Origin of the sequence: Neobacillus piezotolerans (assembly GCF_003362805.1) — a bacterium.
Classification (GTDB): Bacteria; Bacillota; Bacilli; order Bacillales; family Cytobacillaceae; genus Bacillus_D; species Bacillus_D piezotolerans.
Window position 1 is genome coordinate 12451 of sequence record NZ_QNQT01000001.1, and the last position, 24294, is coordinate 36744.

The following is a 24294-nucleotide window of genomic DNA, read 5'->3' on the forward strand; positions in this document are numbered from 1 at the left end:
TGAAATGCTTAATTTCCCTCAATTACTTCAATTGCTTTCTCAACATACTCGTCAACGCCTTTTAGGACGCCATCCATTGTCCGGAAAACGAAAACATCAGGTTTAATCCCAAACTTAAAAGTGGATTTACCCTCGGCATTGAACGTCTCTGTGCCTGTCATTACGCCCCTCAGGTTCCCGTTGATTGGGTACATTTGCAAATATCCGTGCGCGCCCGCTGTATCTTGGCCAACAATCGTCCCAAGCCCGTTATCTTTTATATAGCCAATAAGGGTTTCAGCCATGGCTTTTGTACCGCTGTACGCAAGAAATACTGCCTTCCCATTGAAGGACGGCTCTTGTGGCGTGAGTTCATCCTGGATTCCGATGTATGTTGATTTCCACTGATAAGGGTAGATTGTTTGCATTATTTTTAGAACTGGCCCCTTAACCGGCTTATCCAGCAGCTGCCCGATAAGTTTTTCGAAAAACTCTGCATCGTATTGTGGATTCCGTAGGTCAACAACAATCCCTTTCGCCTGGATGAGTACTTCCGCATTTGCTTCAACCGCTCTCCGGGCGTCATCCGTCATATTTATATAATAGATTCCTTCCCCGAGTTCTTTAAAGGTAACGGTACGGTTGAATTCATCAAAAAGCCCGTAGCGGCTCCTATCCACCGTGACGTCAAAGACAAGGCCTTCCCGCCTGATCCCCAGCTTTACTTCATCCATTTCAGTGATTTTATCGATTGCCCGCCAGCCCTTGTACTGAGATGAACCTGGAATCTTACTCGCTTGCTTGTCCAAGTATTCAACCCAGCCGGCTCCGTTTACCTTTTCAACGATGTCGCCAACTTTCACATTGGCCATTCGGTCCGCGGCTGTGACGATTAGCTTGCCCTCCACAATATCAAGCGCGAATGGCAGGCGCTCCCATCTGGAGTGAGCGCTGATAAATGTATTCTCCGCCATGCCGTCCCCTGTTTTTTCTAAAAGAAGGGCGATAGTTTCGATATATTCTTCCCGTGTGCTGTCATCGGCAGCGTCCTTCAGCACGGCGGCGAGGCTCCCTCTTATTTTACGGGCTGTAGTCGGGTCGGAAGGCTGGAAGTGGGCAAGGAGGTTCCAGGTGGTAATCACCCCAGCAAACCGGACATCCTCATCTTCGCTCGTCAGATTCGGGTCCATGCCAGCGAGCGCCTCTTTTAGCTTTTCAAACTTGTTCCAGCTTTTTTCCGTAGTGCCGAGTGTTTTGCCGTTCTCGACATACAGGATGAGCGGCATGGAAATGCGAAGTGACTCATTTAAAGTAAAGTTGTATTTTTCTTCAAGCTTTGGATAGTTTGGAAATAACATTCCATCATCAAATGAATACGCACCATCAATAAGGTAAGCGTGGACCCTGCTGCTTTTAAAAAAGTGAGTATCTGTCCCAGGCGGCCCATAGTGCTGCCAGGCGATTACTTCCGCACTTTTTTGTGGTTCCCGTGGTTTCGCGGCCTTTTTTCCTTTTTCGGTAATCACCAATGAAGGCGCGATTGGCAAAAATAATTCCTCTAGCGCTTTCTTTAATTCTTCGTCATCCGCGGCATCCTTCACCCGGCCTGCTCCGTACACCGCAAACCGGTCCCAGTTAAGCCCGGCCGATTCATCGCTCGGGTGGAAATAACGCACATATCCGTACATACGCCCAAAGGCATCCAGGTTGGCAACACGGCGTTCAATGTTTTGTTTTTTCACAGTTGTGGCAGCTTCGTCGTCGGGCACGAAATTTAAGCCAACGATGGCCAAACCAACAATCAAGATCAATCCAAAGATGCGTAATTTCTTCCTGTCCATTTTTTAAAAAAATCCCCCTGGTTGAAAATTTCCTTATCTTCCATTATAGACCAGTAATAGGAGTGCGAGATAGATTTACAGAGAAATTAATAGGAAAAAAGTGCAGAAACAAGCATAAAATTAAGAGGCTAAAACCGTATGTTTTTCTGCCTATTGCTTTTTTAAAAAACGGCCTACGACCTTGAATCGATAGATTGCGAGTGGTAAAATCAACTTTCTGAGAGAGGAGAATTCACTTGAACAATAAAGATGTCAGCACGGTTCGGAAACAATTCAAAATAGACAATGAACGCTTGAATATCACGGAAATTTTCAATGTTTATGTAAAAAAGGAAACATCGGAAATCTATCATATGGAAAGCCATCCATTCGGGATGCTGGAGCAATTCCAGCAGGAGCTTTTCATGGAAAACTTTAAGAAGGTTGTGGCGGGGCAGCTGGATTCCAAGCTGTTTGATTTAAAATTCAGGCGCGGGGAGGAAGGCAGTACCCAGACCATTCTGTTTGAAAGCCTGCATTACGCCGACACCGCGGCCTGGCAGGAAGGTATGCTCGCGATTGTAGCAAAATTGTTCGACGGGCTTTTTTATGAAATGGATACGGTTGTCACGTTCATCCGCGGCGAATTCAGAATCCAAACGAGAATGAGGAGTACGGATTCCGAAGAGGGGGGCGATGATGAAGTATTTGCCCATAAATTCATCCTTTGCAGCCTGAACCGGACCGACCAACCAAAGTCCGCGCTCATCTTCGATTACATCGAGAAGGCGTTCAAGGCGAGCAGCGCCGTCGACCCGATCATCAATCTGTCGGCGCCAATGTTCGGATTCCTTTTCCCGACATTCAACCAGGGGGCGGCGGATGTGAACCATATCCTTTATTCCGCCGGAAAGCCGAACCAGCCTTCGCCGCATTTCGTTGAACACGTCCTCTCATGCGAGCCAATAAACACGGCAAAAGAAGAAAAGGACAATTTCGAACAGGTCCTGCAGACGCTGATTGGAGAAAAGGTCGAGACGGAAGTGCTCTCAAACATCTACAGTGAAATCAACAAGGTCGTTAAGGAAGCAGCGGAGGCCGAAGAGATTGAGGCACCGATGCTTGATTACCATGATGTCGAACGGATTTTGGCAGACAGCGGCGTCAAGGACATCACATCCGAAAAAGTTGAATTTGCATTTAAAAACGTCCTCGACAATGAGAAAAAAGAAATCAAGGCAAGCAGCCTCGTCCCGAAAACAGTCAAAATCAATACCAAGGTCGCAACCGTGACAATCAGTCCCGAGGACTTGAAAAATGTCCGGTACGTGACTATCAACGGAAAACGCTGCCTCCTGCTTGAAGTCGAGGAAGACGCGGTGGTTGAAGGATTCCAGTTGGAAAATGTATCTTTGTAGTTTGGAATAATAACAAAAAGCATGCCTCTTATTTGAAGAAAGGAGCATGCTTTTTCTATATAGCAGTGATTCTTGAGGGAGGTTCTTAAGAGCAACCGTAACGAAGAAAGCCTCTCCACGCAGAAAGCCTAGCCAATCCCTCAAGGTTTCTTTAAAAATTGATTAACAAATCTTTCCCCTCAACGAATGGAGGATAAATGCCAGGATGCAGAATGTGGGCGATTTGCGCAAGGCCGTTCAGCAATAGGGGCGACGGCCTGCAATAAAGCGGTTCATCTAGTATGTGCAGCTGGTTGTTTTTGATTGCCGAGATTTCTTCCCAGCCTGGGCGTTTCAAAATGACCTTTGGGTTGACCTTCTTTTTGTGCACGCCTACCCATACAATACAAATTACGTCCGGATTCCGTTCCTTTACGTCGTCCCAATCGGTTTGCACGCTTGCTTCTGGCCGGTCTTCAAAAACATTCCGGCCGCCGGCGAGGCTGCTGATTTCAGTGAGCCAGTTCGCAGCGCCTGGGGTGAAAATCGGCTTTGCCCACCACTCCCAGTATACGTTTTTAGGCGCTTCTACCTTGAGGCTTAAAATTTCATAGAAAGTGAGAATGCGATTGAATTTTTCAAAAAGCTGGCCAGCCTTTTCGGACGTATTTGTAGCTTGGCCGACAAACAGGATGCAGTCGCCGACTTCCTTCAATGTTTTTGGATTCGGAACAATAACATACGGGATGTCCCTTTTCTCAAGTTCCTTTATGTTTCGCTCCATTCCCGGGACGGACAGCGAGGCTAAAACCAGGTCAGGCCGGAGTGACTCAACCTTATCCATGTCAATGTTCAAATCTGGTCCAAGGCGGGACAAATCTTTAATTTCCTCTGGCCAGTCGGAGAAATCATCCACCCCAATAAGCGACGGCGCCAACCCCAAATAAGCCGCCAGCTCGGTATTGCTCGGACAAATTGAAATTAGTTTCAAGGCAACCACCCCCCTCATAAGTTCTTCTCTACACCCACCATTATAGTAAAAGCGGTTCATGAAGCGAAACCGTTATTCATTTTAAAGGAAAAACACACAGTGAAGTCGAAAATAGTCCACCAGGTAAAAACTGCTATCCATCTGATTCAAATGAGCACGAATGAACAGGAGGAGCGGGTTCGATGCTGGTAGACTGGGTTTAAGAGGAGAGGGTTGTTTATGGAGGGTCTTCAAAGGATGCTGGACAGCATCGAGTATATGGAACAGAATCTGGACAATGAGCTTTCGATTGATGGCATCGCAGCGGTCGCCTGTATGTCCAAGTTTCACTTTCAACGGATGTTCAGTATGCTGACTGGATATACCGTAAGTGAATATATCCGCAATCGCAGGCTCACATTGGCCGCGCAGGAGCTAGTGAACCAGAAAACCAGGGTAATCGATGTGTCCATGAAATACGGATATGAAAGTCCTGAATCGTTTGCGAAAGCATTTCGGCGCATCCATGGAATCAGCCCGTCGGATGCAAAGAAAAGCAGCCAATCCTTGAAGGCGTACCCAAGGCTCTCTTTTCAAATTCAGTTGAAGGGTGATGTGGAAATGGATTACAGGATTATTGAAAAAGAAGCGTTTACGATAGTGGGGAAAAGTATCCGGACTTCTACCATTGGAGGGGAGAACAACCGGAACATAGCGGCTTACTGGGTTGAATCGAACGAGAATGGATTGTCCAAGGAGCTTGTGAAAAACTGCGGCCAGCTCGGGTTAATAGGGGCTTGCGTTGAGTTTGATAAAGATCAGGAAAACTTAACCTACATGATTGGTGCGGAGAAAAATATCAGCGTTCTCCCGGAGGACTGGGAGGAGAGGGAGATACCATCTGCGACGTGGGCTGTTTTTCCTGTTCACGGCGCCATGCCTGACGCAATACAAAAGGTTTGGGGCAGGATTTTTTCCGAATGGTTCCCGGCAACGGGGTATGAGCATGACGACGGACCTGAATTGGAAGTATACTGCAGTCCGGCCGACCCTTACTCCGAGGATTATTATAGCGAAATCTGGATTCCGATTAAAAAATAGCATGAAAAAAAAGCCCATTAGGATTATGTATGCCTAACGGGCTTTTTAGCGGGAATATGGTTTAACCAATGACTTATTATAAAAGATTTTATATGCCGAAATTATTTAATTGCTGCAAATTGCCTTTCATCTGCAGCTGCCTTCTCTTTTTCGAGCATTTCCACCAGGGACTCAACCGTTTTCATGATTGATTCATGCGTCACATCGCGGCCCAATATTGCACTGGCCCTCTTGACTAATTCTTCTTTATTAACTTTCATACTTTCTACCTTCCCATTCATGTGAAATAACCATGACTGCCTACACAATATTTCTTTTGACAAAACAACTGGATGAATGCAGGAGTCTCCTGCATTTTTTTAAAAAACAATTCCCTGTCAGTATTATTTATGATTGTTAAAATTAAATCAAGGTTATTTTCGACTATTTTCGTCTTTTTTCCGCAAAAAATAAAGTTTCGGAGCCGCTTTTCAGTCATACATGGACAGGATTTTTTTAAAATCAGCGGCCAATTTTAGCAATTCCTCCCGGGTTAGCCGAATAGGCATTTGATCATTCAACGTAATAATTTGCCCGTCATCATCGTTCTCATGTTTTTTTAAATAGTTGTAAATTGCCGTTAATTGGTTTTCCTTCAGGACCGATTGGGTGTTCAAATTTTTCACCTTGTGCAAAGAAAATTCATTCATTGATGGATCGAATTCACCCGAAATGATGCTACCCTCTATTATCATCGTTTCGCCCCTTTTTCAGTTTGGGTTAGTTTTACCCTTTGGGAAAAGAACAATCCCAAGATCCATCTGGGTTCGTACCAAGCATTTTTGGTGTAAAATCCATGCCTTGCCCCTATACTAAAAAGAAAGACTGGAGGGATTCATGTGCAGATTGAAATGTGGACAGATTTTGCTTGACCATTCTGCTATATTGGCAAAAGGCGTCTGGAGGACGCTATTCAGAAGATTGGTCAACCAATAGAAGTAACATATCGGTGCTTTGAACTGGACCCGAATGCGGGCCGTGATATTAAAGAGAATATGTATGAAATGTTGGCGAGAAAATACGGGATGAGCATTGCTCAGGCCAAAGCAAACACTGAAAATGTGGTGAGAATGGCGAAGGAAGTTGGACTTGAGTACAATATGGATACAATGATTTTGACCAACACCTTTGACGCCCACCGTTTGACGATGTTTGCAAAAACGAAAGGTTTAATGAAAGAAATGACAGAAAGGATTCTCCGCGCCTATTTCACGGAATCCAAACATATTGGCGACCATGAAACATTGACGGACCTAGCGGTGGAAGTCGGACTTGACCGGGAAGAAGTATCCAACATGTTGGCTAGTGGCGGGATGGCAGAGGAAGTACGTGCCGATGAACAAACTGCGCGTCAGTATGGCATTTCCGGTGTCCCATTCTTTCTCATAAATAAAAAGTACGCTCTTTCCGGTGCCCAGCCAGCAGAAGTGTTTGTCCAGGCATTGGAAAAAGTACTTGCTGAGGATAAAATCGTCGTCTTAAATAACATGGGTGGAGACATGTGTGACGACGATGGCTGCGAAATCCCGAAGAAGTAGGCATGCCTCTTTTCTGGACGGCTCAACATTTTTCTTATATAGTAATGGTGACAATTGAAGCTCGGAAATGTAGGGGAGCCGGTGGTGCCGGCTGAGATAGTATCCAAAGATGCTGACCCTTTTACCTGATCTGGATAGTACCAGCGTAGGGAACATCTTCTAGTAGACGTTTATTCGCCTATTATGAATTTTTTTATGCGCTCGGGATAACCCGTGCGCTTTTTTAATTGGCTTGCTAGCAAAAATATAAATCCAACTAGCCTACATGTACATACATTTCTTAACCCGACCATCTTTTCCGCTTCATTGTCAAAAAAACAGATGAGAGGGGAAAATCATGAGAAAGCTGCTTATTGCATTATCCACAGTATTACTGGCACTGGGCCTTGCCGCCTGTTCAGCGGACAAAAAGGAGCCAGGCACCGCAGAATCGTTGAAGAAGGTCAAGATTGTCCTTGATTGGGCGCCGAACACGAACCATACAGGGATTTATGTCGCAAAAGAGAAGGGTTATTTTAAAAAACATGGGCTTGATGTCGACATTATCCTTCCTGGCGAGGCGGGCGCCGACCAGCTGGTTGCGTCCGGTAAATCGGAATTCGGGGTTAGCTACCAGGAATCGATTACCCAGGCCAGAATTCAGGGCGTTCCGCTTGTGTCGGTTGCGGCTGTTATCCAGCACAACACGTCCGGATTCGCTTCACCAAAAGCGAAAAACATAACATCTCCTAAGGACTTTGAAGGCAAAACGTACGGCGGCTGGGGATCGCCAGTCGAAAAAGCGGTTTTGAGCCTGTTGATGAAGCAGGAAAATGCAGACGTGGACAAAGTGAAAATCGTCAACATGGGCGATTCCGACTTCTTCACGGCTGTAAAGCGGGACATAGATTTCGCATGGATTTACTATGCATGGACTGGGATTGAGGCGGAGCTGCGGAACGAACCAATCAACATGGTTTACTTGACCGACCATTCCGAGAAGCTCGACTATTACACGCCTGTCATCGCCACAAATGAAAAAATGATTAAGAACGACCCTGAGACAGTGGAGGCATTCGTCGCCGCGGTTTCCGAGGGTTACCAATTTGCAATTAAGAATCCATCCGAGAGTGCTGATATTTTACTGAAAGCGGTTCCTGACCTTGATTCTGAACTTGTGAAAAAAAGCCAGGAATGGCTCGCGCCAAAGTATCAGGACGATGCAAAGCGGTGGGGCGAACAGAAGCTTGAAATATGGGAAAATTATAGCCAATGGATGTTCGAAAACGGCCTTCTAGAAAAGGAACTCGAAGCCGAAAAAGCTTTTACAAACGAATTTTTACCTGAATAAGGAGGAGTAAATGATGGCGAATGCGCTTGTGAGCATCCAAATTATACCGAAAACTGGGACGATAGAGGAGACGATAAAATTAGTCGATGCCGCAATTGAGGTAATTGACCAATCAGGAGTGAAGTACGAGGTCCACCCGTTGGAAACAACGATGGAAGGCGAACTTAGCCAGCTGCTAGGCGTGATTGAAAAGATGAATGTAAGAATGATTGAACTTGGAACGCCGAATGTCATTTCTCAGGTAAAAATCCTCTACCAGCCGGATGGCATTACGATGGACCGGTTAACGGAGAAGTACCGCGGATGAAAAGGTTTGGGAACATAGGGTGGAGCCCGATTGCGGTGCTCCTCCTTTTCTTCATGGTTTGGGAAGGGCTGGCTTCCCTTTTTGAAATTCCGGCTTGGCTTCTGCCAGCACCGACGGCTATTTTTAAAGAAGCATTCACGAATTACCAGCTATTTTTGCCGGATGTAGGTTCAACGGTGATGCTTGCTGCTTCAGGGCTTCTGCTTGGGGCATCGATCGGTTTTATCATCGCGACAGTGCTGCACCTCGTACCGCCATTACGGATGGCGCTGTATCCCTTTTTAATCATCTCGCAAAATGTCCCAATCATCGTCCTTGCGCCGCTGTTAGTCATCTGGTTTGGCTTCGGCTACCTGCCTAAGCTGATCATCATAACGCTCGTTTGCTTCTTCCCAATAACAATCGCACTTTTGGACGGATTCAGGAATGCGCCAAGAGAGCTCGTCCATTACATGAAAATGTCCGGTGCGACGTCTTTCCAGTTGTTTTCGAAAGTCCAGTTTCCAAACGCATTGCCGCCGCTATTCTCGGGCTTGAAAATATCGGCAACGTACAGTGTGATGGGTGCTGTCATTTCCGAGTGGCTCGGCGCGGAAAAGGGAATCGGCGTATTTATGACCCTTTCGTCCTCGGCGTTCCGTACCGATCGTGTTTTTATTGCCATTTTCATTATTGTAATCTTGAGTATGCTGTTATACAGCCTCATTACTCTGCTTGAAAAAACAGTCATCAAATGGGCACGGGAGGGAGATCAGTGATGGAAGCGAAAATCAGGCTTGAAAATATTACCCATTCATTTAAAGAAACGGGCCTTGTCCTGAATGGAATTTCGCTTCATGTAAACGATGGTGAATTTGTTTCAATCATCGGCCCGTCGGGAAGCGGGAAAAGCACTATTTTTCAAACGATTGGCGGTTTGCTGAAGCCGGAAGGGGGAGACATTTTTCTGGAGGGGAGGAGGATTAACGGGGAAACCGGAAACATTTCCTATATGCCACAGCAGGCCTCTCTGCTTCCGTGGCGGACTGTTTTAAATAATGTCCTCCTCGCCCAGGAACTTGCCGGCAGGACGGATGAATCAGAAGTGCGAACATGGCTTGCCAAAGTTGGACTATCAGGCTATGAAAATGCCTACCCGCACCAGCTCTCTGGAGGAATGAAGCAGCGGGTCGCGTTCATTCGTGCGCTCCTTTCTCCGCAGCCAATCATGCTGCTCGATGAACCGTTTTCCGCGCTCGACGAATTTACACGGTTCGATATGCAAAAATGGCTCCTGGCCATCTGGGAAGAAAAACGGAAGTCTGTCCTGTTCATCACCCACAATATTGAAGAGGCGCTGTTTTTATCAGATAGGATTGTGCTTTTGTCACCGCGTCCAGCGAAAGTCATAAAAGAATTTAAGGTACCGCTCAATCGGCCAAGGACCGACCGGCTTCTGCTGGATGATTCCTTTTTACAGCTAAAACGCGAGATTTACGGTGCCATGAAAGAAGGAGAAACGCATGAAAGCCATTGATGCGCATATCCATTTGGACAAATATCCAAAGGACGAACGAGAGCGGATCATCAATAGCTTAGGGGAAAATCAGGTTGAGGCTTTGATTTCCGTTTCGATGGACCTGGCTTCCTGCACGGAAAACCTGAGGCTCTTTGAGAACTGCCCGCGGATTCTTCCGGCATTCGGCTACCACCCGGAGCAGCAGCTTCCTTCCGATTCAGAGCTCGATAAGCTGTTCACATGGATCGGTGGCAATAAAGAAAAAATGGCTGCGATTGGCGAGGTCGGCCTGCCGTATTATTTGCGTGCCGAGGACAAGACGGGCGCTTTTTCGTATGAAAGATATGTAGAATTGCTTGAGCAGTTCATCCTATTTGCAAATAAGTTTAACAAGCCAGTCATCCTGCACGCCGTTTACGATGACGCACCAATTGCCTGCGGGCTCTTGGAAAAGCATAACATCGAGAAAGCGCATTTCCATTGGTTTAAAGGTGACAAGAAAACAGTTGAGCGGATGATTGCGAATGGGTATCATGTTTCGTTCACTCCTGATGTTTTATATGAAAAAGAAACGAGGGAGGTTGCCGATCAGTATCCTTTGCAGTTAATGATGGCGGAAACGGACGGACCTTGGCCGTTTGAAGGAAGGTTTTCCGGAAAAATGACTCATCCCGCTATGATCCTTGATGTTGTGAAAGAGCTGGCGTTCATAAAGGGAATTCCTGTTGAACAAGCGAGCTCCATCCTTCATGCGAATACAAAACGTTTTTACAAGCTTAAGGATATCTTTTGAAAACTAAAAAAGAGACACCGATTCAAATTAATCAGTGTCTCTTATATGTTTACTGTTATAGTTGTGGCGGATTAACACCAAGCTGTTGGAACATGTCTACTGTATTGAAAACAACCCGGTTCATTTTAATCTTTCCTTGATCTAGTTCAAATAGGGAAATGCCTTGTATCTCGACATATTTATTCGTTGGCGGCATTCCCATCAATGAAGCTGTATTATTTCCGCTTCCTTTCCAATAAAGATAAACCACATCCCCTTCCTCCGCCATATGCAAGGTTTCAAATGTCAGGTCAGGAAAACCATCTTGAAAAACACTCATATACTTTCGAAACGACTCCATTCCTTCTGACGCAGGGCTGTTGTTTGAGCAAAAAACAAATTGAGGTGAAACAAACTCACTGGTATTCTCATACTTTCTTTCGTTTAACACCTCGTCATGAAAACGCTGAACAATTTCTTTATAGGACATAGTATCTCCCCTTTCAATTTATGATATATGCGATTAAATACCTTTTATGAAAAGATGATGAATCTATTTTTAAAAGAAAGAAAACAATCCGAGATGAATCTCCGAACTTTGGTCCTCACAAGTAAATCATTTAAAAAAACTGAAGGTTTCGGCTAAAATAGAGGGAGATAAACAGAGAACGGAGCGCGCCGCCATGATTGTGCCAATGGCCATCACACATATACCGAAAATCCTCCAGGCCCAAAAAGAGCTTTATAGCATGAACTTCAGGAACATGGTGTTCAACAAGGAGTTCTACGACATGATCCTTTCCTGGTATCATGAGGCGCTCGAAAACCCTGAATGGAAAGCCTTTGTCCTCCTGGAAAATGAAGAGGTTTCCGGTTTCTACCTGGCCCAGTACAAGGAAGGATCCGGCTATTTGTCGCAGATGTTCGTTTCGGGTAAGCTAAGGGGAAAAGGGTACGGCAAACTGCTCCTCGACCATTTTGAAAAAGGAGTAAAGGACCCGGGCTATTGCATCCTTCAGGCAAGTGGCATGAATGTATCCGCAGTCGCCTTCTACGAGCGGAACGGCTACGAAATCCTCAGACCGTACGAGGATGAGAACGGCGACCCAAGGTATTTAATGATTAAATATAATTTTTAACCCTTTTCCAGCGGAGGAGGGTTTTTTTATGGTTTCGGCCCTTACTAAGTTAACGAATTAATCGATATAATTTCAAAAAACCAATCTGTCATGCTCGCTGTTATTGTTAATTTTTTAATAAAAAAGTTTGACAATTTCTTGTACATCAACATAAAATTAATATTACTTAAAAAAGTTATCCTGAGGAAACATTCTGTCAAACAGTAAAGAAAGTGAGATGGGATAAAAATGGGTGTGCATCAGGAGAGTACCGCAAGAAAGTGGAATCATGGCCTGGAAATCAGTGCGGCCAAGTCACTGTCGGGAAACGCCAATGGATTAAGGGGGCTGCTGCCGTTCCTTGGTCCTGCTTTCATCGCGGCGGTCGCCTATATCGACCCGGGAAACTATGCCACGAACATCGCGGCCGGCTCGCAATATGGCTATAAATTGCTCTGGGTTATCCTCGCTTCAAATTTAATGGCGGTGCTGATCCAGGTTATGTCGGCGAAACTCGGCATCGCAACAGGAAAAAACCTTCCGGAAGTATGCCGGGACCAATTTTCCAAGCGAACGTCCATCCTGCTTTGGATTCAGGCGGAACTTGTTGTCATGGCGACCGACCTGGCGGAATTTATCGGGGCCGCATTGGGATTGTATTTGCTCTTCGATATTCCGATGATCATGGCTGCGCTCCTTGCGGCTGTTGGGTCATTCGCAATCCTTGAACTGCAAAGGCGGGGGGTCCGTCCGCTTGAAGCGATCATAACCGGAATGATTTTCGTCGTGGTCATCGCATTTGGCATCCAGGTTTTCGACGCCAAGCCGGAAGCGGCGCCACTTATGGCGGGACTGTTCGTGCCGAAGTTCGAGGGGGTCGATAGTATCCTTCTCGCGGCCGGGATGCTTGGGGCGACCGTCATGCCGCATGCGATTTACCTGCATTCTGCCTTAACCCAGAAACGGATTGTGGGAAAAAATGAGCGTGAGAAGAAACGGATCTTCAAGTTTGAAACAATCGATGTTATTATCGCCATGGTTGTTGCCGGCGGGATTAACGCGAGCATGCTGATTGTCGCGGCCGCGCTTTTCCATAAAACGGGCCTGAAGGTTGAGGATTTGGATGTAGCCTATAACCAATTTGGCCATTTGCTTGGCCAGCATTCCGCCATCTGTTTCGGCATAGGGCTCTTGCTCGCCGGCCTTTCGAGCTCCTCGGTTGGGACGATGTCCGGAGATGTCATCATGCAGGGGTTCATCAGGCGGAGAATTCCGGTTTACTTAAGGCGCTTCATCACAATGCTGCCGCCGCTAACCATCATTGTCCTTGGCATCAATCCGACAAAGGCGCTCGTCTTCAGCCAAGTCGTCCTGTCGTTCGGGATCGCGTTCGCGTTAATTCCGCTGGTCATGTTCACAAGCAGCAAAAAGATCATGGGAGGACTCGTCAACAAGAAAATCACCACCATTACAGCCTGGGTCATCGCTGCCGTCATCATCGCCCTAAACTTATTCCTTCTCGGGGAAACGTTTTTGGGTTAAACCAATAAAAGAAAAAGCAGAAGGTATTGGAAGGAAGACATTCCAAGACTTGCTGCTTTTTCTGAATTAATAACTAGCCCTTTTCCAAGCTGAGGAGGGTTTTTGTTGTACAATCTACCAATTTAGCGGGACATCAATATTGTTCTCTAACCGCTTGGTTTGTTGAATAAAATAATCCATATTTTCATGAATTGTTATGTTCATACCAAGCCCGGCATCCCGGAGTTTGGCCCTTAATTTTTCGAAGTTTTGTTTGTCTTCTTCGGTTACCTCAGAAAAAGCATATAATTTGTCATGTGGATATTGGGCCAATTTAATAGAGAGTTTTTAAAGAATTTCCCGTTCAGTTTGTGAAAATTGTTCCTGCATATTCGCCAATTGTAACGCCAATCGCTAGCCCATCCAATACATCTCCCAATTCTGTTGTAACAAGATTCGGATCCGGCCAACCTTTCTCCATTTGATAGGCGATTATCCCTTCCAATTCCACTAAATCATTCTGCACACCCATTATGGAAATCTGATCAATGGCAAAATTCATTATAATATGATTCCAAGTTAGCAAGGCGGCAAGTATGACGTTTAAGCAAATTGAAAGTCGAAAAAGCCACTTTCTTCTATTACCCAGATTTCCCAACTCCCTTTTTACCTCGAACCATTTTTTTTATTTCATTCTGTAATACAATTATTTCGGCATTTTGTTTATTATTCTTTTTAAGCTGTCCTTCGATTGATAGCAGAGTTATTAAAATCAGAAGTAAACCAGCTATCTCCTACATATTGACAATCCTCCTTATTCAATAGTGATGAAAAACGTTCCTTGTCTATAACTCACCCCTGTTTTTTAGCCGTTTTATTTCTCAATATGGCCCTGAAGATAAACAGGATAATAACTAAAATTGAAAAAATGAAATAAAAGTTAGTGAGTATATTCATTATGTGAAAAGGTGCTTTATGAGCATAAACCGCCTTTACCCAACGGTTATCTTCTCTTACAGCAATTGCAACGGAAGGGGATGTCCCTTTTATTTCATAATATTTTGTGCCTACTGGGTAATAATTTGAAGCATTTCCGTAATGGCTGCCCGTCATATCATCTGGTTTGGTCTTAACTTTTCCTATGGTTTTACCAATCTTATTTTTTTCTATGAGTTCTTCTCGTTTGACCTCATAAACCTTTCCTTCCCAAACAACAAAAGGGTAAGCCCAAGATAATGCTTGAACTGAGGTGGAAATCATAAATAAAAGTAAAAGAAATAACAAGGCAATTCTTCTCATAAGAACCTCCAGTAAGTAAATTTCATTACTAATCTTGCATGTTAATGTACAACGCATGTATCTCCGAAGACTCCAGTTTTGTTAAACTGGTTAGCGAGAACCCTTTCAGAAAAAGGCGTGTGATGATTTTCATGCCGTAATAAATCGATAACCACTGAGGAAAGCCTCTCGAGCCCTAAAAACATAGTCGGTCTTGAAGTGAGCTGTACAGTGCCGCTGAAAAGAATCCTCCTTTTGTAAATATTTAACACCATTACTCGAAAATCCTTTAATTTCTACGAAATGGACAGTTCCGTAAAAATCTTTTATTCTGGACTAAATACAATTTGAACGGAGGAAGAATGCCATGACTACCGAAATCACCTCGAAAATGAACATACATAAGCCCGCCAACGAAGTGTATGAAGCGATTGCCAATCCTGAAAAAATGGCCAATTACTGGTTCTCATCGGGAACCGCGAGAATTGAAACGGGGAGGACAATCACCTGGAGATACGATGAGTACAACGCCGAAGGAAATATTAAGGTGATTGAAACAGAGGAAAACCGGAAAATCGTCTTTTCCTGGGGCGGGGAAGGGGAAGAAACACTTGTCACCATCCAACTGAATCAGCAAGAGGCCGGAAATACAATAGTTGAAGTAACTGAATCCGGCTTTAAGGAAGATGACCCTCATCTTATTAACAAACTGCTTGGCCAGCAGCAGGGCTGGATCTACATGCTGACATGCTTGAAAGCCTATCTTGAAAATGGAATTAACACTTTAAGGGCATCTTTGGTTCATTAAGCTACTATAAATCATTAGTCGATACAAAAAGAGCAGTCACTTATTAAGCGGCTGCTCTTTTTTATGTCTGGAAACTGGGAGCCGGAGGGAGGAAATAGCCTTTGCAAGCTGAATATGTATTAAGGAGAAAACAGAACTAAACGGGAGCGGGTCTCCTTTGCTGGAGGAAGAGGATGATAAGTAAAGTTGTGTCTGGGCTAATGGGGATTCTTTTTTATCGTGCGCAAGTGTTCTATTTTTCCGAGGAAGAGCGCAGGGAATTTGAAAAAATGTACTTGATTGCCGCTACGGAAAATACCGAAGTCAACTATACCAGCAAGTACCCGAAACACCGCTTTATCCAATACATCGCGGCAACGAAGCCGGTCATTCTTCATGGTTCGAATAACAGTGAAATCAGTGAATTTGAAGCGCGGAGGCAGACGCTGTACAACGGACAAATCGTCAACGCGGTTTTCGGAACAAAAGATGGCATCTGGCCATTGTTCTATGCCGTCCTTGATAAAAAAAAGGTCAAAGGAGGGATTCGCAACGCGTGTTTAAAAGTGGAAGGCGGCAGTCCCCATTACTTTTTCTCGTTGAACAAGGAAACACTGGATGCCGGTCCATGGACAACCGGGATGATTTACTTCCTGCCCGGCGAAACCTTTAAGCGCGCGGGCAATGGGCTCGTTTCATTTGACGAATGGGTCAGCGAAACGCCGGTCAAACCAATTGCTAAGGTCCTTGTCGAACCTTACGACTTTCTTTTTTTGAACAGTGTTTCCTGCCACAAAGATACCGAATCGATCGTTAAATCATGGTTGCTCTACAGGCTAAGGACAAAGGGGAAAAACAGGAAGATTCGGTCGTGAAGTTGCCACAATATGGCGACTCAATTTAAAAGGAGGAAGATGATAGTGATTCTGGCTGACTTGCTCATAAGAATGCTCGATACAACGTTCGACAAGGATAGTTGGTATGCGCCTTTCAACCGGCAATAGAAGGACTCACCGCCGAACAGACTAGGTGGAGACCAGCAGGAGAGGAACCAAAACAATTTGGGAAAATGTTAATCATCTTATTTACTATAAAGAGAGACTTGCAGCAACACTAGAAGGCCGTGAATGGACACATCATCTTGATGGTAAAACAATGTCAAAACGTAGCTATAAATAAAAGGGTTTAACATATTTTTGAAGAATAGATAAAGAAACGTGCGGAGAGGTGATGGCATGACCATAGGTACAGAGTATTTAAAAACAGTTACCCAAGAATTTAAGGAAGCAAAGGTAGCAGCAGAGAGAGCTATGGATCAATTAACTGAAAGCGAATTATTTTGGTTTCCAAATGAAGAGTCAAATAGTGTAGCCGTAATTGTGAAACACATGAGCGGCAATATGGTATCCCGCTGGACGGATTTCTTAACAACGGATGGGGAAAAACCGAATCGAGACCGTGATGGTGAATTTGTTGTCGGAGATATCCAAACGAAAGAACAGGTAATGGAAATATGGGAACACGGATGGGAAATCTTTTTAGCTGCATTGGAAGATATAAATGAGGACCACCTTTTAAAAACAATCACCATCCGTAATGAACCCCATACAGTTTTAGGAGCCATTGAACGCCAAATGTACCATTATTCTAATCATGTTGGGCAAATCATTTATATAGCAAAAATTTTAAAATCAAATGATTGGAAGACACTGACCATTCCCCGTAAAAAATGAACCTAAATTTAAATCATCATTGGGTTCGCAAATGCGGTACAGATGAAAAAAGAATTTAAAAAAGGATTCCGTGCCGAAGCTTCGGGAATTCCAGACGTGACCCGTACTAAAGGTTTCTATTGGAATTATATAAACACTCACTTTAATTCTTATTAAAGGTGGGTGTTTTTTTAATTGTTCCCGCCATCAAAAGTCTCCCTTCTGATATAATGTGGCTAATAATGGAAATCTAGTTTAGGAAGGAGATAAATAGTGGAGAAAGAGTGTAAGATAGCACATCGATTTAGCAGCCATCATCGAGAGGAACTAGTAAAGGACAAAAAATGCGGATGCTTTTATTGTTTGAAAATCTTTAATCCATCTGAAATTTCTGCTTGGACTGATAATGAAAATACAGCAATATGTCCTTATTGTGGAATCGATTCTATTATTGGTGAGAGTTTAGGATTTCCAATCACTGAACTATTTTTAAAAGAGATGCATAAGTATTGGTTTTAGCTGTTTGGAGGCATGATGGGCTGATTTCATTTTTAGGTTTACCGGGGCACGGAACCATCCTTGTTATCGAACTGCCGTCTCTCGATTAAAGTTATTCCCCATAAATTCCTTCCTCTATTGTTAAAGATGCCATCGAAATTAATAATTTTTTTAAAACTGTGTCGATTTTGACGTGCGCCATTCGTCGCCTTATATAGGGGGCATTGATCCACTACGTCGTATAGGGGATTTGAAAAGCTCTTAATCTAGTAAATGCTTAGGAGGAGTTACAAATGAGATTCATGATGATTGTGAAGGCTTCGAAGGATTCAGAAGAAGGTACGATGCCAAAAGAGCAGATGGAGCAGATGTTTGCCTGCATGAAGAAATACAATGAGGAACTGAAGAAAGCCGGCGTCCTGGTGGCAGTCGGCGGACTCCATCCAAGCTCCAACGGCATTCGTATTTCGTTCCCTGTGCCAGGAGAACGGCCAGTCGTTACAGATGGCCCTTTCACTGAAGTCAAGGAACTGATTGCAGGATACTGGTTCATAGATGTGAAGTCGCGCGAGGAAGCCATCGAGTGGGCGATGCGTGCACCAGATCCGCATGGCCTTGGAGAAGGACAGATTGAGCTTCGCCAAGTATTCGAATAAACAAAAGAAGTTGAACTTCGCAAAAAAGTTGAACGGGGGAAGAAATCGTGACAGAAGCAGATGCCCATCGTACAATCGAAGCCATTTGGCGGATTGAGTCGGCGAGGCTGATTGCAGGGCTCACCCGGCTTGTTCGCGATGTGGGACTGGCGGAAGATCTTGCCCACGATGCCCTCATCATTGCAATGGAACGATGGCCAGAGTCCGGCATACCCGACAATCCTGGTGCCTGGCTCATGACGACAGCCAAGCGTCGAGCTTTTGACATGTTGCGCCGCAATCAGTTACACAAACGAAAGTATTCAGAGTTGATCCGGGAGATGGACGGCTATTATCAACCGGATTTCGATGCCAACCTCGGATCAGAAGTTGAAGACGATCTTCTGCGCCTCATTTTTATGACCTGTCACCCAATCCTTTCCCGCGAAGCACGCATTGCACTTGCGCTTCGCCTCTGGGGTGGCTTGACAACGCTGGAAATTGCGCGTGCATTTTTGATATCAGAGTCGACTGTCGCCCAGCGCATCGTAAGAGCCAAGCGAACCTTGAGGGCGGCGCAGGTTCCCTTTGACTTGCCGGAAGGGAGAGATTTAGAAGCGCGTCTTGCATCGGTGCTTGAAGTGCTGTATCTAATTTTCAATGAGGGCTATTCCGCGACATCAGGCGAGGATTGGATAAGGCCTGTGCTCTGCGAAGAGGCGCTTCGGCTTGGCCGAATATTGGCAGAACTGGTTCCTAAAGATGCTGAAGTCCACGGACTCGTTTCGCTCATGGAGATTCAATCATCGCGATTCAGGGCTCGTATCGGTGAATCCGGCGAGCCCATCTTGCTTGAAGATCAAAACAGGGTACAATGGGATCAACTTCTTATCAGGCGAGGGCTGGATGCACTTGAACGCGCGGAGAGCCTAGGTGGCGTGTTCGGACCATACAGGATCCAGGCCGAAATTGCTGCTTGCCATGCAAAGTCGAAAACAGCATCGGAGACAGACTGGCTGCGCATCGCCGCATTGTATGATGCTCTTGGGCAAATATCCCCGTCACCAATAGTGGAACTGAATCGTGCAGTGGCATTGTCGAGGGCGTTCGGTCCGGAAATAGCGCTTGAGTTCATCGAGCCGTTGATGAATGATGCGGTGCTGAAAGACTCACACCAGTTGCCCAGTGTCCGGGGTGATTTGCTCGCGAAGCTCGGGCGAAATGCTGAAGCCTTCGCTGAGTTCACTCGAGCGGCTTCGCTAACACGAAACGAACGGGAACGCGAACTCCTCCTTAAACGTGCGTCCAATCTTCCGGGGACATCCAATTCGGCCAAATAGTTAACGGGGGTAGTAAATACTCAAAGAATACTTTTCACCGCAGAGAATATATACAGGATAGGAACTTAGATATTTACTCTGGTGAAGGGGGAATTTGATGAAAAATTTAGTAAGTGACCAATTGTATGAAACGAGAAGCAACTTAATACATGAGATTACCTCATTAAGTAATACTCAATTCAATGACAGGCTTGGTATGGATATGTGGAGCATAGCACAAGTTTGCCATCACTTGGTTTTAGTGGAACAGGCAACGATAAAGGCAATTGCATGGGGATTAAAACAGGTTGATAATACTCAAACAGAACGTAAAAACGTTCATCTTATGCTGGACCGCACGAAAAAATTTAAAGCCCCACAATTGGTTGAACCATCTGCAGATCCATTTGCAGTTCAAACAATGATTGATTTGTTAAACGAATCCAGAGAAAATTTGCTGACTTTCCTTAGTAAAATAGAAGATCAATCGATATTGGAGGAAAAATCTTTTAAGCATCCTGCCTTAGGCGACTTACCGCTTGATCAATGGATAGACCAGATCTATTTGCATGAACAACGGCACACAGAACAGATAAAAGAGATGAAATTACTCCTAGAAGCGGCGCACTAAACTTTATTATCCATAGACTCCTGTGTGAGCAATAAGGAAACGAAATTAACTCCTTCTACAACGTTCTTTGTTTATTAAAAGTGAGTAAATGATTCGAAGCATTCGATGCGACAACGCAGCGAGTGCTTTTTTCTTTCCACGACCTGTTGCAATAACTTCCCTCTTAATTTCCTTCCAAAAATATGCTTTATCACGCTGAATTTGTATCCTTTTACCTATATATAAATACCTAAAATATTATATAATATCTAAATGATGGAAATCTACCATGAAAAAAGAACTAATTGAATTTTCTGTATTTTATTACAAGGATTAAAATGGTTCGTTTATAAGGAGTACGAAGATGCAGCAACAAAAAGTTTATTTTCTAAGTATGGTTATCATTGTCCTGCTTTTTTTCTTGTATGTTCCCACTGTATTGGCAGGGACTAGTAATCTGATTTTAGACAAAAATAATAATGGCATAGATGATCTTTGGGAAAAGAAAATACCTAATCTTGATAAAACCAAAATTATAAATGTTGTGGTTGATAAAAATTTGGCCAAAAATGAAGCTGGCATGACAAAAGAGTTACAAAAAGCTTTAAATCTTGGAGCTGGAAAAGTTATCGTTTTGCCTAATGGCAGCTCATTTAAAATCAGCGGCTTAGTCGTACCCGACAATACCACGATAGTTGGGTATGGATCAAAACTATTCAACGATAAAAAACATCAAACTCTTATGACAATTGGCAATGGGGTAAAGTTATACGGGATTGAGCTCCAGGGTGCGGGCAATAAAAAAGCAGATTCAAAGGGAGTCGGAATAAGGATTCGGGGGGCAAATGCATCTAATTATGTCCGAAACATTGTTATAGAAGATTGTTTTATTCATGATGTTGGTTTTTATGGTATTAATGCTGAATTTGCAGACAATGTAAGGATTTCAAATACGGTTATCCGTGATATTGGTTTTGCTGGAGTGGGCGGATTGTCTGTTCGTAATATGCATATTAACAAGAGCCATATAAAATCAATCTCGCCAGGAAACAAAGGAAATGCTTACGGAGTCTTTTTTTCGCGAAAAGGTGCCGAGAGCAACTTAAAGGCACACCCCAAGAGCACAAATAGTTCGGTGACTGACAGCATCATTGAGGACATTCCGTTATGGGAGGCACTTGATACTCATGGCGGGGAAAATATTGTGTTTAACAATAATACGATACGAAATACAAAGGTTGGCATTGCATTTGTAAACGCAACAGGAAAAGGTGGGAAGGAGCTATTTGGTTCCCAAAAGTGTACGGCAAAAGGCAATCAGATTGAAGGAATCGGCAAGGGATATGGAATCGTTGTTGCTGGAACGCCATCTGATTATAGCAGAGGCTGTACCATTGAAGGAAACCATTTATTGGAGGCGGGCCAGCAGGGGAATAGTATCTCTGGTGCAATCCAGGCTTCCTATACGAAGGGTTTGGTTATAAAAAAGAATACATTGGTAAATTCGTACGCAAATGGTCTCCACCTTTATACTCATAATCAGCAGTTTTCAGTTACTGAAAACAGGGTGGAGGATGTACAGGATTCTTTGTATAAGACGCCTTCTGCCATTGCCTTTCGTTCCGGCAATAATGCCGGTACGATAGCTGGGAACAAACTTATCAAGAAAAACGGAAAATTAAACTCCTATGTATCTGTTCGCGGAATCAATATATCCACAAAAACCAATATGAAACTGGTCATTGGTAAGAATACGAATAACTATGTTCTTCCTATAGCAGGAGGAACAGGCAGCCATGTAAAGTTTATTTTAAATTAAATTGTGTACCAGGTGACGCCCGAGCTTTATAGGAATCTCTAAACACATTATCAGGAGAGTAACGGATTCGGTTTTCAAGAACAAGAACTTAATTAGCAGGCAGATTAGCAGTCCAATTCACACAACTAAATTGGACTGCTTCTTTTTTGTTTAAACATTGGAGATCTTATTCAACATAAGGGGTGGTTTGTTAAAAGAAAAGAAGGTTTTTAACATTTAAATGGAAAATTTGTGGTAAAATACGGTTTGAGGAACACAAATCTGGAGAGGTGGAGAATATGTATTGGGAGACACTTCCTAGTTGGGTCTGGGTAATTTATTTTTTATTTTTATTTATAACATTAGGAACTGGAATTTTGAATGTTATTCGAAAAAGAATGTTAGGTCTGTCGATTCTTGCAATTGTTCTAACTATTACTGTTCCTATTATTAGTATGTTTAATAGTATTGGAAGAGCAGAGGGTATGAATGAATTTGAACACTTAATTACTCAGTTACAACAGGGTGCAATTTGGTCTATTTATTCAATTATAGGTTTTCTATACCTGTTTGCATATTGGACAGTATTTTTCCTTAAAAATAAGATAAATACCGAAGTTTCTAATTGAGCCAAGGGTGCGATGTTCCAGAAAGGATATCCGCCCTTTTTTATTGAATACCTTATTAATCAAAAGGTGCATTTAAAGCAAGTTTACAATCAAGGGGGGAATACTTTGAAGAAGAAGAGATTTTTTTTAATCGTTATGGCTGGGCTTATATTAGTTGCAGTGATTGGGATTTTTATGAGTAAACCAAATGAAATTGATTTTGTTCAATGGTTTGAAAAAGAATATGATGTAAATTGCCTCGATACTGATTTTGATTGTTCTTCTTTAGAAATAGGAGGTAAGACGTATAATCACACAGATGGGTACTATGATTCTTCAACAGGATTTTTGGCTATGGGAATGCAAATCAAAAGGCTATACAGAAATGCTAATGATCCCCATGAGTTTTTTTCAATTGAAGCAAAAGGATTTATCGGAGACTTTAAAGAGATAGAGTTCATACAGAATAAAGTGGATATCAGATAACTATACCTTAATTGGCTTTTTAAAAATCGGGTGCGATGATTTAGGAATGGATATACGCCCTTTTATTGAATCCCTTATTGAGCAAACGCGGCAGTTTCCTTAAAGAAGAAATAATAAATGTACAATTAGCTGAGGAGATTTATCTGATGGATGTGATTACTTTTGGACGTAAAGAAGAGGGTAACGAATACCTAAATAGACCTGCTGTTTATTGTTTGATGTTTGATAGTGGAAGGAAGAAAATAGCCATTATTCAAACAGGTGATGGTAAGTATTTTCTTCCTGGCGGAGGAATTGAAAACAATGAAACTCACGAAGAGTGTTTAAAAAGGGAAGCTCTAGAAGAGATGGGAATGGATATTGAAATTGGACCTTTTTTAGGGTGTGCTCGAAGGTATTTTTATTCGACTAATGAATACAAATATTACCTTAGCGAAGGTTATTTTTATTTGTGTGAAACAGGTAGGCAGATAAGTAAACCAACAGAAGAAGATAATGTCCTTATATGGATTGAGCCGATTAAAGCCATAGAAAATCTGTTCCATGAGCATCAAAGTTGGGCAGTTAATGAGGCATTAAATCGGCTATAAGTTTACAGATGCTTTTCCAGAGGGGTTAATGCCTTTGCTTTTGTCCGTCTTTTGCTAACGGGGCTGAATCGTTAAATAAGTATATTAAAATCATAGGGAAATGAGGAAAACCGAAGTATTATAATAAAAAATCCTGTTGTAAAGGATGTTGATTTTATGAGAGTATTACTCTGTTTTCTTCAATTTATATTTCCGATTTTAGCAATCCTTTGTTTAACAACTGGCTTCTTTGGTTCCTACACTGTCCAGTTCTCACTTGGTTTTTTATTAATTGGTTTTTGCTTTTCAATTTTCTTAATAACTTCAAAGAAAATAATCTTATGGGGTTTGATTAATTTATTTCTATCCATTTTTATTATTGTTGGAGGAGTAATTATCTTTTTTGCTTTGATTTCATCAGGTGTTTAAAGTTAAATATAATAATTAAGTTAATAAAACCCTACTTTTTTTCAACTATGGGTGATTTTTTAAATACAAACTTCCCATTGTTCGCACAAGAAAGATTGTGAAATATTGCGCTTAAACGAATGGGTGCTAACCCTTTAAAAAACGAACTAAAAAAGAGCGGGACCAAATCCCGCTC

At 43.3% G+C, this 24294-nt stretch carries 29 protein-coding genes, 1 pseudogene and 1 riboswitch; of the genes and pseudogenes, 22 read left to right on the top strand and 8 right to left on the bottom strand.

Features of this window, described 5'->3' with window-relative positions; translation table 11 throughout:
• Window positions 1-8 precede the first annotated feature (8 nt).
• Entirely contained in the window at window positions 9-1820 is a 1812-nt protein-coding gene (locus tag DRW41_RS00085) for a S41 family peptidase (protein ID WP_115449924.1), read from the bottom strand.
• 236 nt (window positions 1821-2056) lie between these two features.
• On the opposite strand from DRW41_RS00085, the gene DRW41_RS00090 reads away from it, so the two are divergent.
• Window positions 2057-3217 (top strand): DUF4317 domain-containing protein, encoded by a 1161-nt coding sequence (locus tag DRW41_RS00090; protein WP_115449925.1) that lies wholly within the window; start codon window positions 2057-2059, stop codon window positions 3215-3217.
• Window positions 3218-3368: 151 nt separating this feature from the next.
• Here the strand turns inward: DRW41_RS00090 and DRW41_RS00095 are convergent, their stop codons facing one another.
• On the bottom strand, window positions 3369-4187 hold the full coding sequence (locus DRW41_RS00095; RefSeq protein WP_115449926.1) for a cobalamin-binding protein: 819 nt from the start codon (window positions 4185-4187) through the stop codon (window positions 3369-3371).
• Window positions 4188-4406: 219 nt separating this feature from the next.
• Between DRW41_RS00095 and DRW41_RS00100 the strand changes: the two genes are divergently transcribed.
• Window positions 4407-5267 carry an AraC family transcriptional regulator gene (locus DRW41_RS00100; protein WP_115449927.1) on the top strand — a complete coding sequence of 287 codons (861 nt, stop codon included), beginning with the start codon at window positions 4407-4409 and terminating at the stop codon, window positions 5265-5267.
• Between the two features lie 101 nt (window positions 5268-5368).
• Here the strand turns inward: DRW41_RS00100 and DRW41_RS22745 are convergent, their stop codons facing one another.
• Both DRW41_RS22745 and DRW41_RS00105 read right to left on the bottom strand, forming a co-directional pair.
• Complete coding sequence (locus DRW41_RS22745) at window positions 5369-5548, bottom strand: hypothetical protein (protein ID WP_181884346.1); 180 nt, start codon at window positions 5546-5548, stop codon at window positions 5369-5371.
• A 189-nt stretch (window positions 5549-5737) separates the two neighbouring features.
• Entirely contained in the window at window positions 5738-6001 is a 264-nt protein-coding gene (locus DRW41_RS00105; RefSeq protein WP_115449928.1) for a hypothetical protein, read from the bottom strand.
• A 189-nt stretch (window positions 6002-6190) separates the two neighbouring features.
• On the opposite strand from DRW41_RS00105, the gene DRW41_RS00110 reads away from it, so the two are divergent.
• The 6 genes from DRW41_RS00110 to DRW41_RS00135 all read left to right on the top strand — a co-directional run bounded on the left by DRW41_RS00110 (window position 6191) and on the right by DRW41_RS00135 (window position 10772).
• A complete protein-coding gene (locus DRW41_RS00110; RefSeq protein WP_281272279.1) occupies window positions 6191-6844 on the top strand; it encodes a DsbA family oxidoreductase in 654 nt (217 codons plus the stop codon).
• A 61-nt stretch (window positions 6845-6905) separates the two neighbouring features.
• Window positions 6906-7013: riboswitch (TPP riboswitch) on the top strand.
• A gap of 168 nt (window positions 7014-7181) precedes the next feature.
• On the top strand, window positions 7182-8174 hold the full coding sequence (locus tag DRW41_RS00115; protein WP_115449930.1) for an ABC transporter substrate-binding protein: 993 nt from the start codon (window positions 7182-7184) through the stop codon (window positions 8172-8174).
• Window positions 8175-8187: 13 nt separating this feature from the next.
• Window positions 8188-8481: a thiamine-binding protein gene (locus DRW41_RS00120; protein ID WP_115449931.1), complete on the top strand. Its 294-nt coding sequence runs from the start codon at window positions 8188-8190 to the stop codon at window positions 8479-8481.
• Complete coding sequence (locus DRW41_RS00125) at window positions 8478-9239, top strand: ABC transporter permease (RefSeq protein WP_115449932.1); 762 nt, start codon at window positions 8478-8480, stop codon at window positions 9237-9239. The genes DRW41_RS00120 and DRW41_RS00125 overlap by 4 nt, the downstream gene beginning before the upstream one ends.
• Entirely contained in the window at window positions 9239-9997 is a 759-nt protein-coding gene (locus DRW41_RS00130) for an ABC transporter ATP-binding protein (protein WP_115449933.1), read from the top strand. The genes DRW41_RS00125 and DRW41_RS00130 overlap by 1 nt, the downstream gene beginning before the upstream one ends.
• Window positions 9984-10772, top strand: coding sequence for a TatD family hydrolase (locus DRW41_RS00135; protein WP_115449934.1), 789 nt, complete (start codon window positions 9984-9986; stop codon window positions 10770-10772). The genes DRW41_RS00130 and DRW41_RS00135 overlap by 14 nt, the downstream gene beginning before the upstream one ends.
• A gap of 55 nt (window positions 10773-10827) precedes the next feature.
• On the opposite strand, the gene DRW41_RS00140 is transcribed toward DRW41_RS00135, so the two are convergent.
• Window positions 10828-11241 carry an ester cyclase gene (locus tag DRW41_RS00140; RefSeq protein ID WP_115449935.1) on the bottom strand — a complete coding sequence of 138 codons (414 nt, stop codon included), beginning with the start codon at window positions 11239-11241 and terminating at the stop codon, window positions 10828-10830.
• A 193-nt stretch (window positions 11242-11434) separates the two neighbouring features.
• Here DRW41_RS00140 and DRW41_RS00145 point away from each other — a divergent pair, with 193 nt between their 5' ends.
• Window positions 11435-11890 (top strand): GNAT family N-acetyltransferase, encoded by a 456-nt coding sequence (locus DRW41_RS00145; RefSeq protein ID WP_115449936.1) that lies wholly within the window; start codon window positions 11435-11437, stop codon window positions 11888-11890.
• Window positions 11891-12118: 228 nt separating this feature from the next.
• On the top strand, window positions 12119-13411 hold the full coding sequence (locus DRW41_RS00150; RefSeq protein ID WP_115449937.1) for an Nramp family divalent metal transporter: 1293 nt from the start codon (window positions 12119-12121) through the stop codon (window positions 13409-13411).
• Between the two features lie 114 nt (window positions 13412-13525).
• Here the strand turns inward: DRW41_RS00150 and DRW41_RS00155 are convergent, their stop codons facing one another.
• The 3 genes from DRW41_RS00155 to DRW41_RS00165 form a co-directional block, all read right to left on the bottom strand.
• The gene (locus DRW41_RS00155; protein ID WP_115449938.1) at window positions 13526-13723 is read right to left on the bottom strand and encodes a hypothetical protein; all 198 of its coding nucleotides are present in this window, start codon (window positions 13721-13723) and stop codon (window positions 13526-13528) included.
• 31 nt (window positions 13724-13754) lie between these two features.
• Window positions 13755-13952, bottom strand: coding sequence for a hypothetical protein (locus DRW41_RS22750; RefSeq protein WP_115449939.1), 198 nt, complete (start codon window positions 13950-13952; stop codon window positions 13755-13757).
• Between the two features lie 290 nt (window positions 13953-14242).
• Entirely contained in the window at window positions 14243-14689 is a 447-nt protein-coding gene (locus DRW41_RS00165; protein ID WP_115449940.1) for a hypothetical protein, read from the bottom strand.
• Window positions 14690-15035: 346 nt separating this feature from the next.
• Here DRW41_RS00165 and DRW41_RS00170 point away from each other — a divergent pair, with 346 nt between their 5' ends.
• The 12 genes and pseudogenes from DRW41_RS00170 to DRW41_RS00225 all read left to right on the top strand — a co-directional run bounded on the left by DRW41_RS00170 (window position 15036) and on the right by DRW41_RS00225 (window position 23711).
• Complete coding sequence (locus DRW41_RS00170; RefSeq protein ID WP_115449941.1) at window positions 15036-15476, top strand: SRPBCC family protein; 441 nt, start codon at window positions 15036-15038, stop codon at window positions 15474-15476.
• 173 nt (window positions 15477-15649) lie between these two features.
• Entirely contained in the window at window positions 15650-16330 is a 681-nt protein-coding gene (locus DRW41_RS00175) for a hypothetical protein (protein WP_115449942.1), read from the top strand.
• A 39-nt stretch (window positions 16331-16369) separates the two neighbouring features.
• Window positions 16370-16604 (top strand): annotated as a pseudogene (locus tag DRW41_RS00180) (DinB family protein); the annotation flags it as partial.
• Between the two features lie 86 nt (window positions 16605-16690).
• Complete coding sequence (locus DRW41_RS00185; RefSeq protein ID WP_115449943.1) at window positions 16691-17188, top strand: DUF1572 family protein; 498 nt, start codon at window positions 16691-16693, stop codon at window positions 17186-17188.
• A 252-nt stretch (window positions 17189-17440) separates the two neighbouring features.
• On the top strand, window positions 17441-17686 hold the full coding sequence (locus DRW41_RS00190; protein ID WP_115449944.1) for a cytoplasmic protein: 246 nt from the start codon (window positions 17441-17443) through the stop codon (window positions 17684-17686).
• Between the two features lie 272 nt (window positions 17687-17958).
• Entirely contained in the window at window positions 17959-18321 is a 363-nt protein-coding gene (locus DRW41_RS00195) for a YciI family protein (RefSeq protein ID WP_115449945.1), read from the top strand.
• Between the two features lie 47 nt (window positions 18322-18368).
• Complete coding sequence (locus tag DRW41_RS00200; RefSeq protein ID WP_115449946.1) at window positions 18369-19640, top strand: RNA polymerase sigma factor; 1272 nt, start codon at window positions 18369-18371, stop codon at window positions 19638-19640.
• 97 nt (window positions 19641-19737) lie between these two features.
• Window positions 19738-20250, top strand: coding sequence for a DinB family protein (locus DRW41_RS00205; RefSeq protein WP_115449947.1), 513 nt, complete (start codon window positions 19738-19740; stop codon window positions 20248-20250).
• A gap of 343 nt (window positions 20251-20593) precedes the next feature.
• The gene (locus DRW41_RS00210; RefSeq protein WP_115449948.1) at window positions 20594-22048 is read left to right on the top strand and encodes a right-handed parallel beta-helix repeat-containing protein; all 1455 of its coding nucleotides are present in this window, start codon (window positions 20594-20596) and stop codon (window positions 22046-22048) included.
• Window positions 22049-22326: 278 nt separating this feature from the next.
• A complete protein-coding gene (locus DRW41_RS00215; protein ID WP_115449949.1) occupies window positions 22327-22656 on the top strand; it encodes a hypothetical protein in 330 nt (109 codons plus the stop codon).
• Between the two features lie 105 nt (window positions 22657-22761).
• Window positions 22762-23121, top strand: coding sequence for a hypothetical protein (locus tag DRW41_RS00220; protein ID WP_115449950.1), 360 nt, complete (start codon window positions 22762-22764; stop codon window positions 23119-23121).
• Between the two features lie 77 nt (window positions 23122-23198).
• Window positions 23199-23711: an NUDIX hydrolase gene (locus DRW41_RS00225; RefSeq protein WP_245959296.1), complete on the top strand. Its 513-nt coding sequence runs from the start codon at window positions 23199-23201 to the stop codon at window positions 23709-23711.
• Window positions 23712-24294: the final 583 nt, after the last annotated feature.

Coding starts and splice junctions, on each gene's coding strand:
- DRW41_RS00085 (WP_115449924.1), bottom strand. CDS start 1,820: ATGGACAGGAAGAAATTACGCATCTTTGGATTGATCTTGATTGTTGGT.
- DRW41_RS00100 (WP_115449927.1), top strand. CDS start 4,407: ATGGAGGGTCTTCAAAGGATGCTGGACAGCATCGAGTATATGGAACAG.
- DRW41_RS22745 (WP_181884346.1), bottom strand. CDS start 5,548: ATGAATGGGAAGGTAGAAAGTATGAAAGTTAATAAAGAAGAATTAGTC.
- DRW41_RS00105 (WP_115449928.1), bottom strand. CDS start 6,001: ATGATAATAGAGGGTAGCATCATTTCGGGTGAATTCGATCCATCAATG.
- DRW41_RS00115 (WP_115449930.1), top strand. CDS start 7,182: ATGAGAAAGCTGCTTATTGCATTATCCACAGTATTACTGGCACTGGGC.
- DRW41_RS00120 (WP_115449931.1), top strand. CDS start 8,188: ATGGCGAATGCGCTTGTGAGCATCCAAATTATACCGAAAACTGGGACG.
- DRW41_RS00125 (WP_115449932.1), top strand. CDS start 8,478: ATGAAAAGGTTTGGGAACATAGGGTGGAGCCCGATTGCGGTGCTCCTC.
- DRW41_RS00130 (WP_115449933.1), top strand. CDS start 9,239: ATGGAAGCGAAAATCAGGCTTGAAAATATTACCCATTCATTTAAAGAA.
- DRW41_RS00135 (WP_115449934.1), top strand. CDS start 9,984: ATGAAAGCCATTGATGCGCATATCCATTTGGACAAATATCCAAAGGAC.
- DRW41_RS00140 (WP_115449935.1), bottom strand. CDS start 11,241: ATGTCCTATAAAGAAATTGTTCAGCGTTTTCATGACGAGGTGTTAAAC.
- DRW41_RS00145 (WP_115449936.1), top strand. CDS start 11,435: ATGATTGTGCCAATGGCCATCACACATATACCGAAAATCCTCCAGGCC.
- DRW41_RS00150 (WP_115449937.1), top strand. CDS start 12,119: ATGGGTGTGCATCAGGAGAGTACCGCAAGAAAGTGGAATCATGGCCTG.
- DRW41_RS22750 (WP_115449939.1), bottom strand. CDS start 13,952: ATGAATTTTGCCATTGATCAGATTTCCATAATGGGTGTGCAGAATGAT.
- DRW41_RS00165 (WP_115449940.1), bottom strand. CDS start 14,689: ATGAGAAGAATTGCCTTGTTATTTCTTTTACTTTTATTTATGATTTCC.
- DRW41_RS00170 (WP_115449941.1), top strand. CDS start 15,036: ATGACTACCGAAATCACCTCGAAAATGAACATACATAAGCCCGCCAAC.
- DRW41_RS00175 (WP_115449942.1), top strand. CDS start 15,650: ATGATAAGTAAAGTTGTGTCTGGGCTAATGGGGATTCTTTTTTATCGT.
- DRW41_RS00185 (WP_115449943.1), top strand. CDS start 16,691: ATGACCATAGGTACAGAGTATTTAAAAACAGTTACCCAAGAATTTAAG.
- DRW41_RS00195 (WP_115449945.1), top strand. CDS start 17,959: ATGAGATTCATGATGATTGTGAAGGCTTCGAAGGATTCAGAAGAAGGT.
- DRW41_RS00205 (WP_115449947.1), top strand. CDS start 19,738: ATGAAAAATTTAGTAAGTGACCAATTGTATGAAACGAGAAGCAACTTA.
- DRW41_RS00210 (WP_115449948.1), top strand. CDS start 20,594: ATGCAGCAACAAAAAGTTTATTTTCTAAGTATGGTTATCATTGTCCTG.
- DRW41_RS00215 (WP_115449949.1), top strand. CDS start 22,327: ATGTATTGGGAGACACTTCCTAGTTGGGTCTGGGTAATTTATTTTTTA.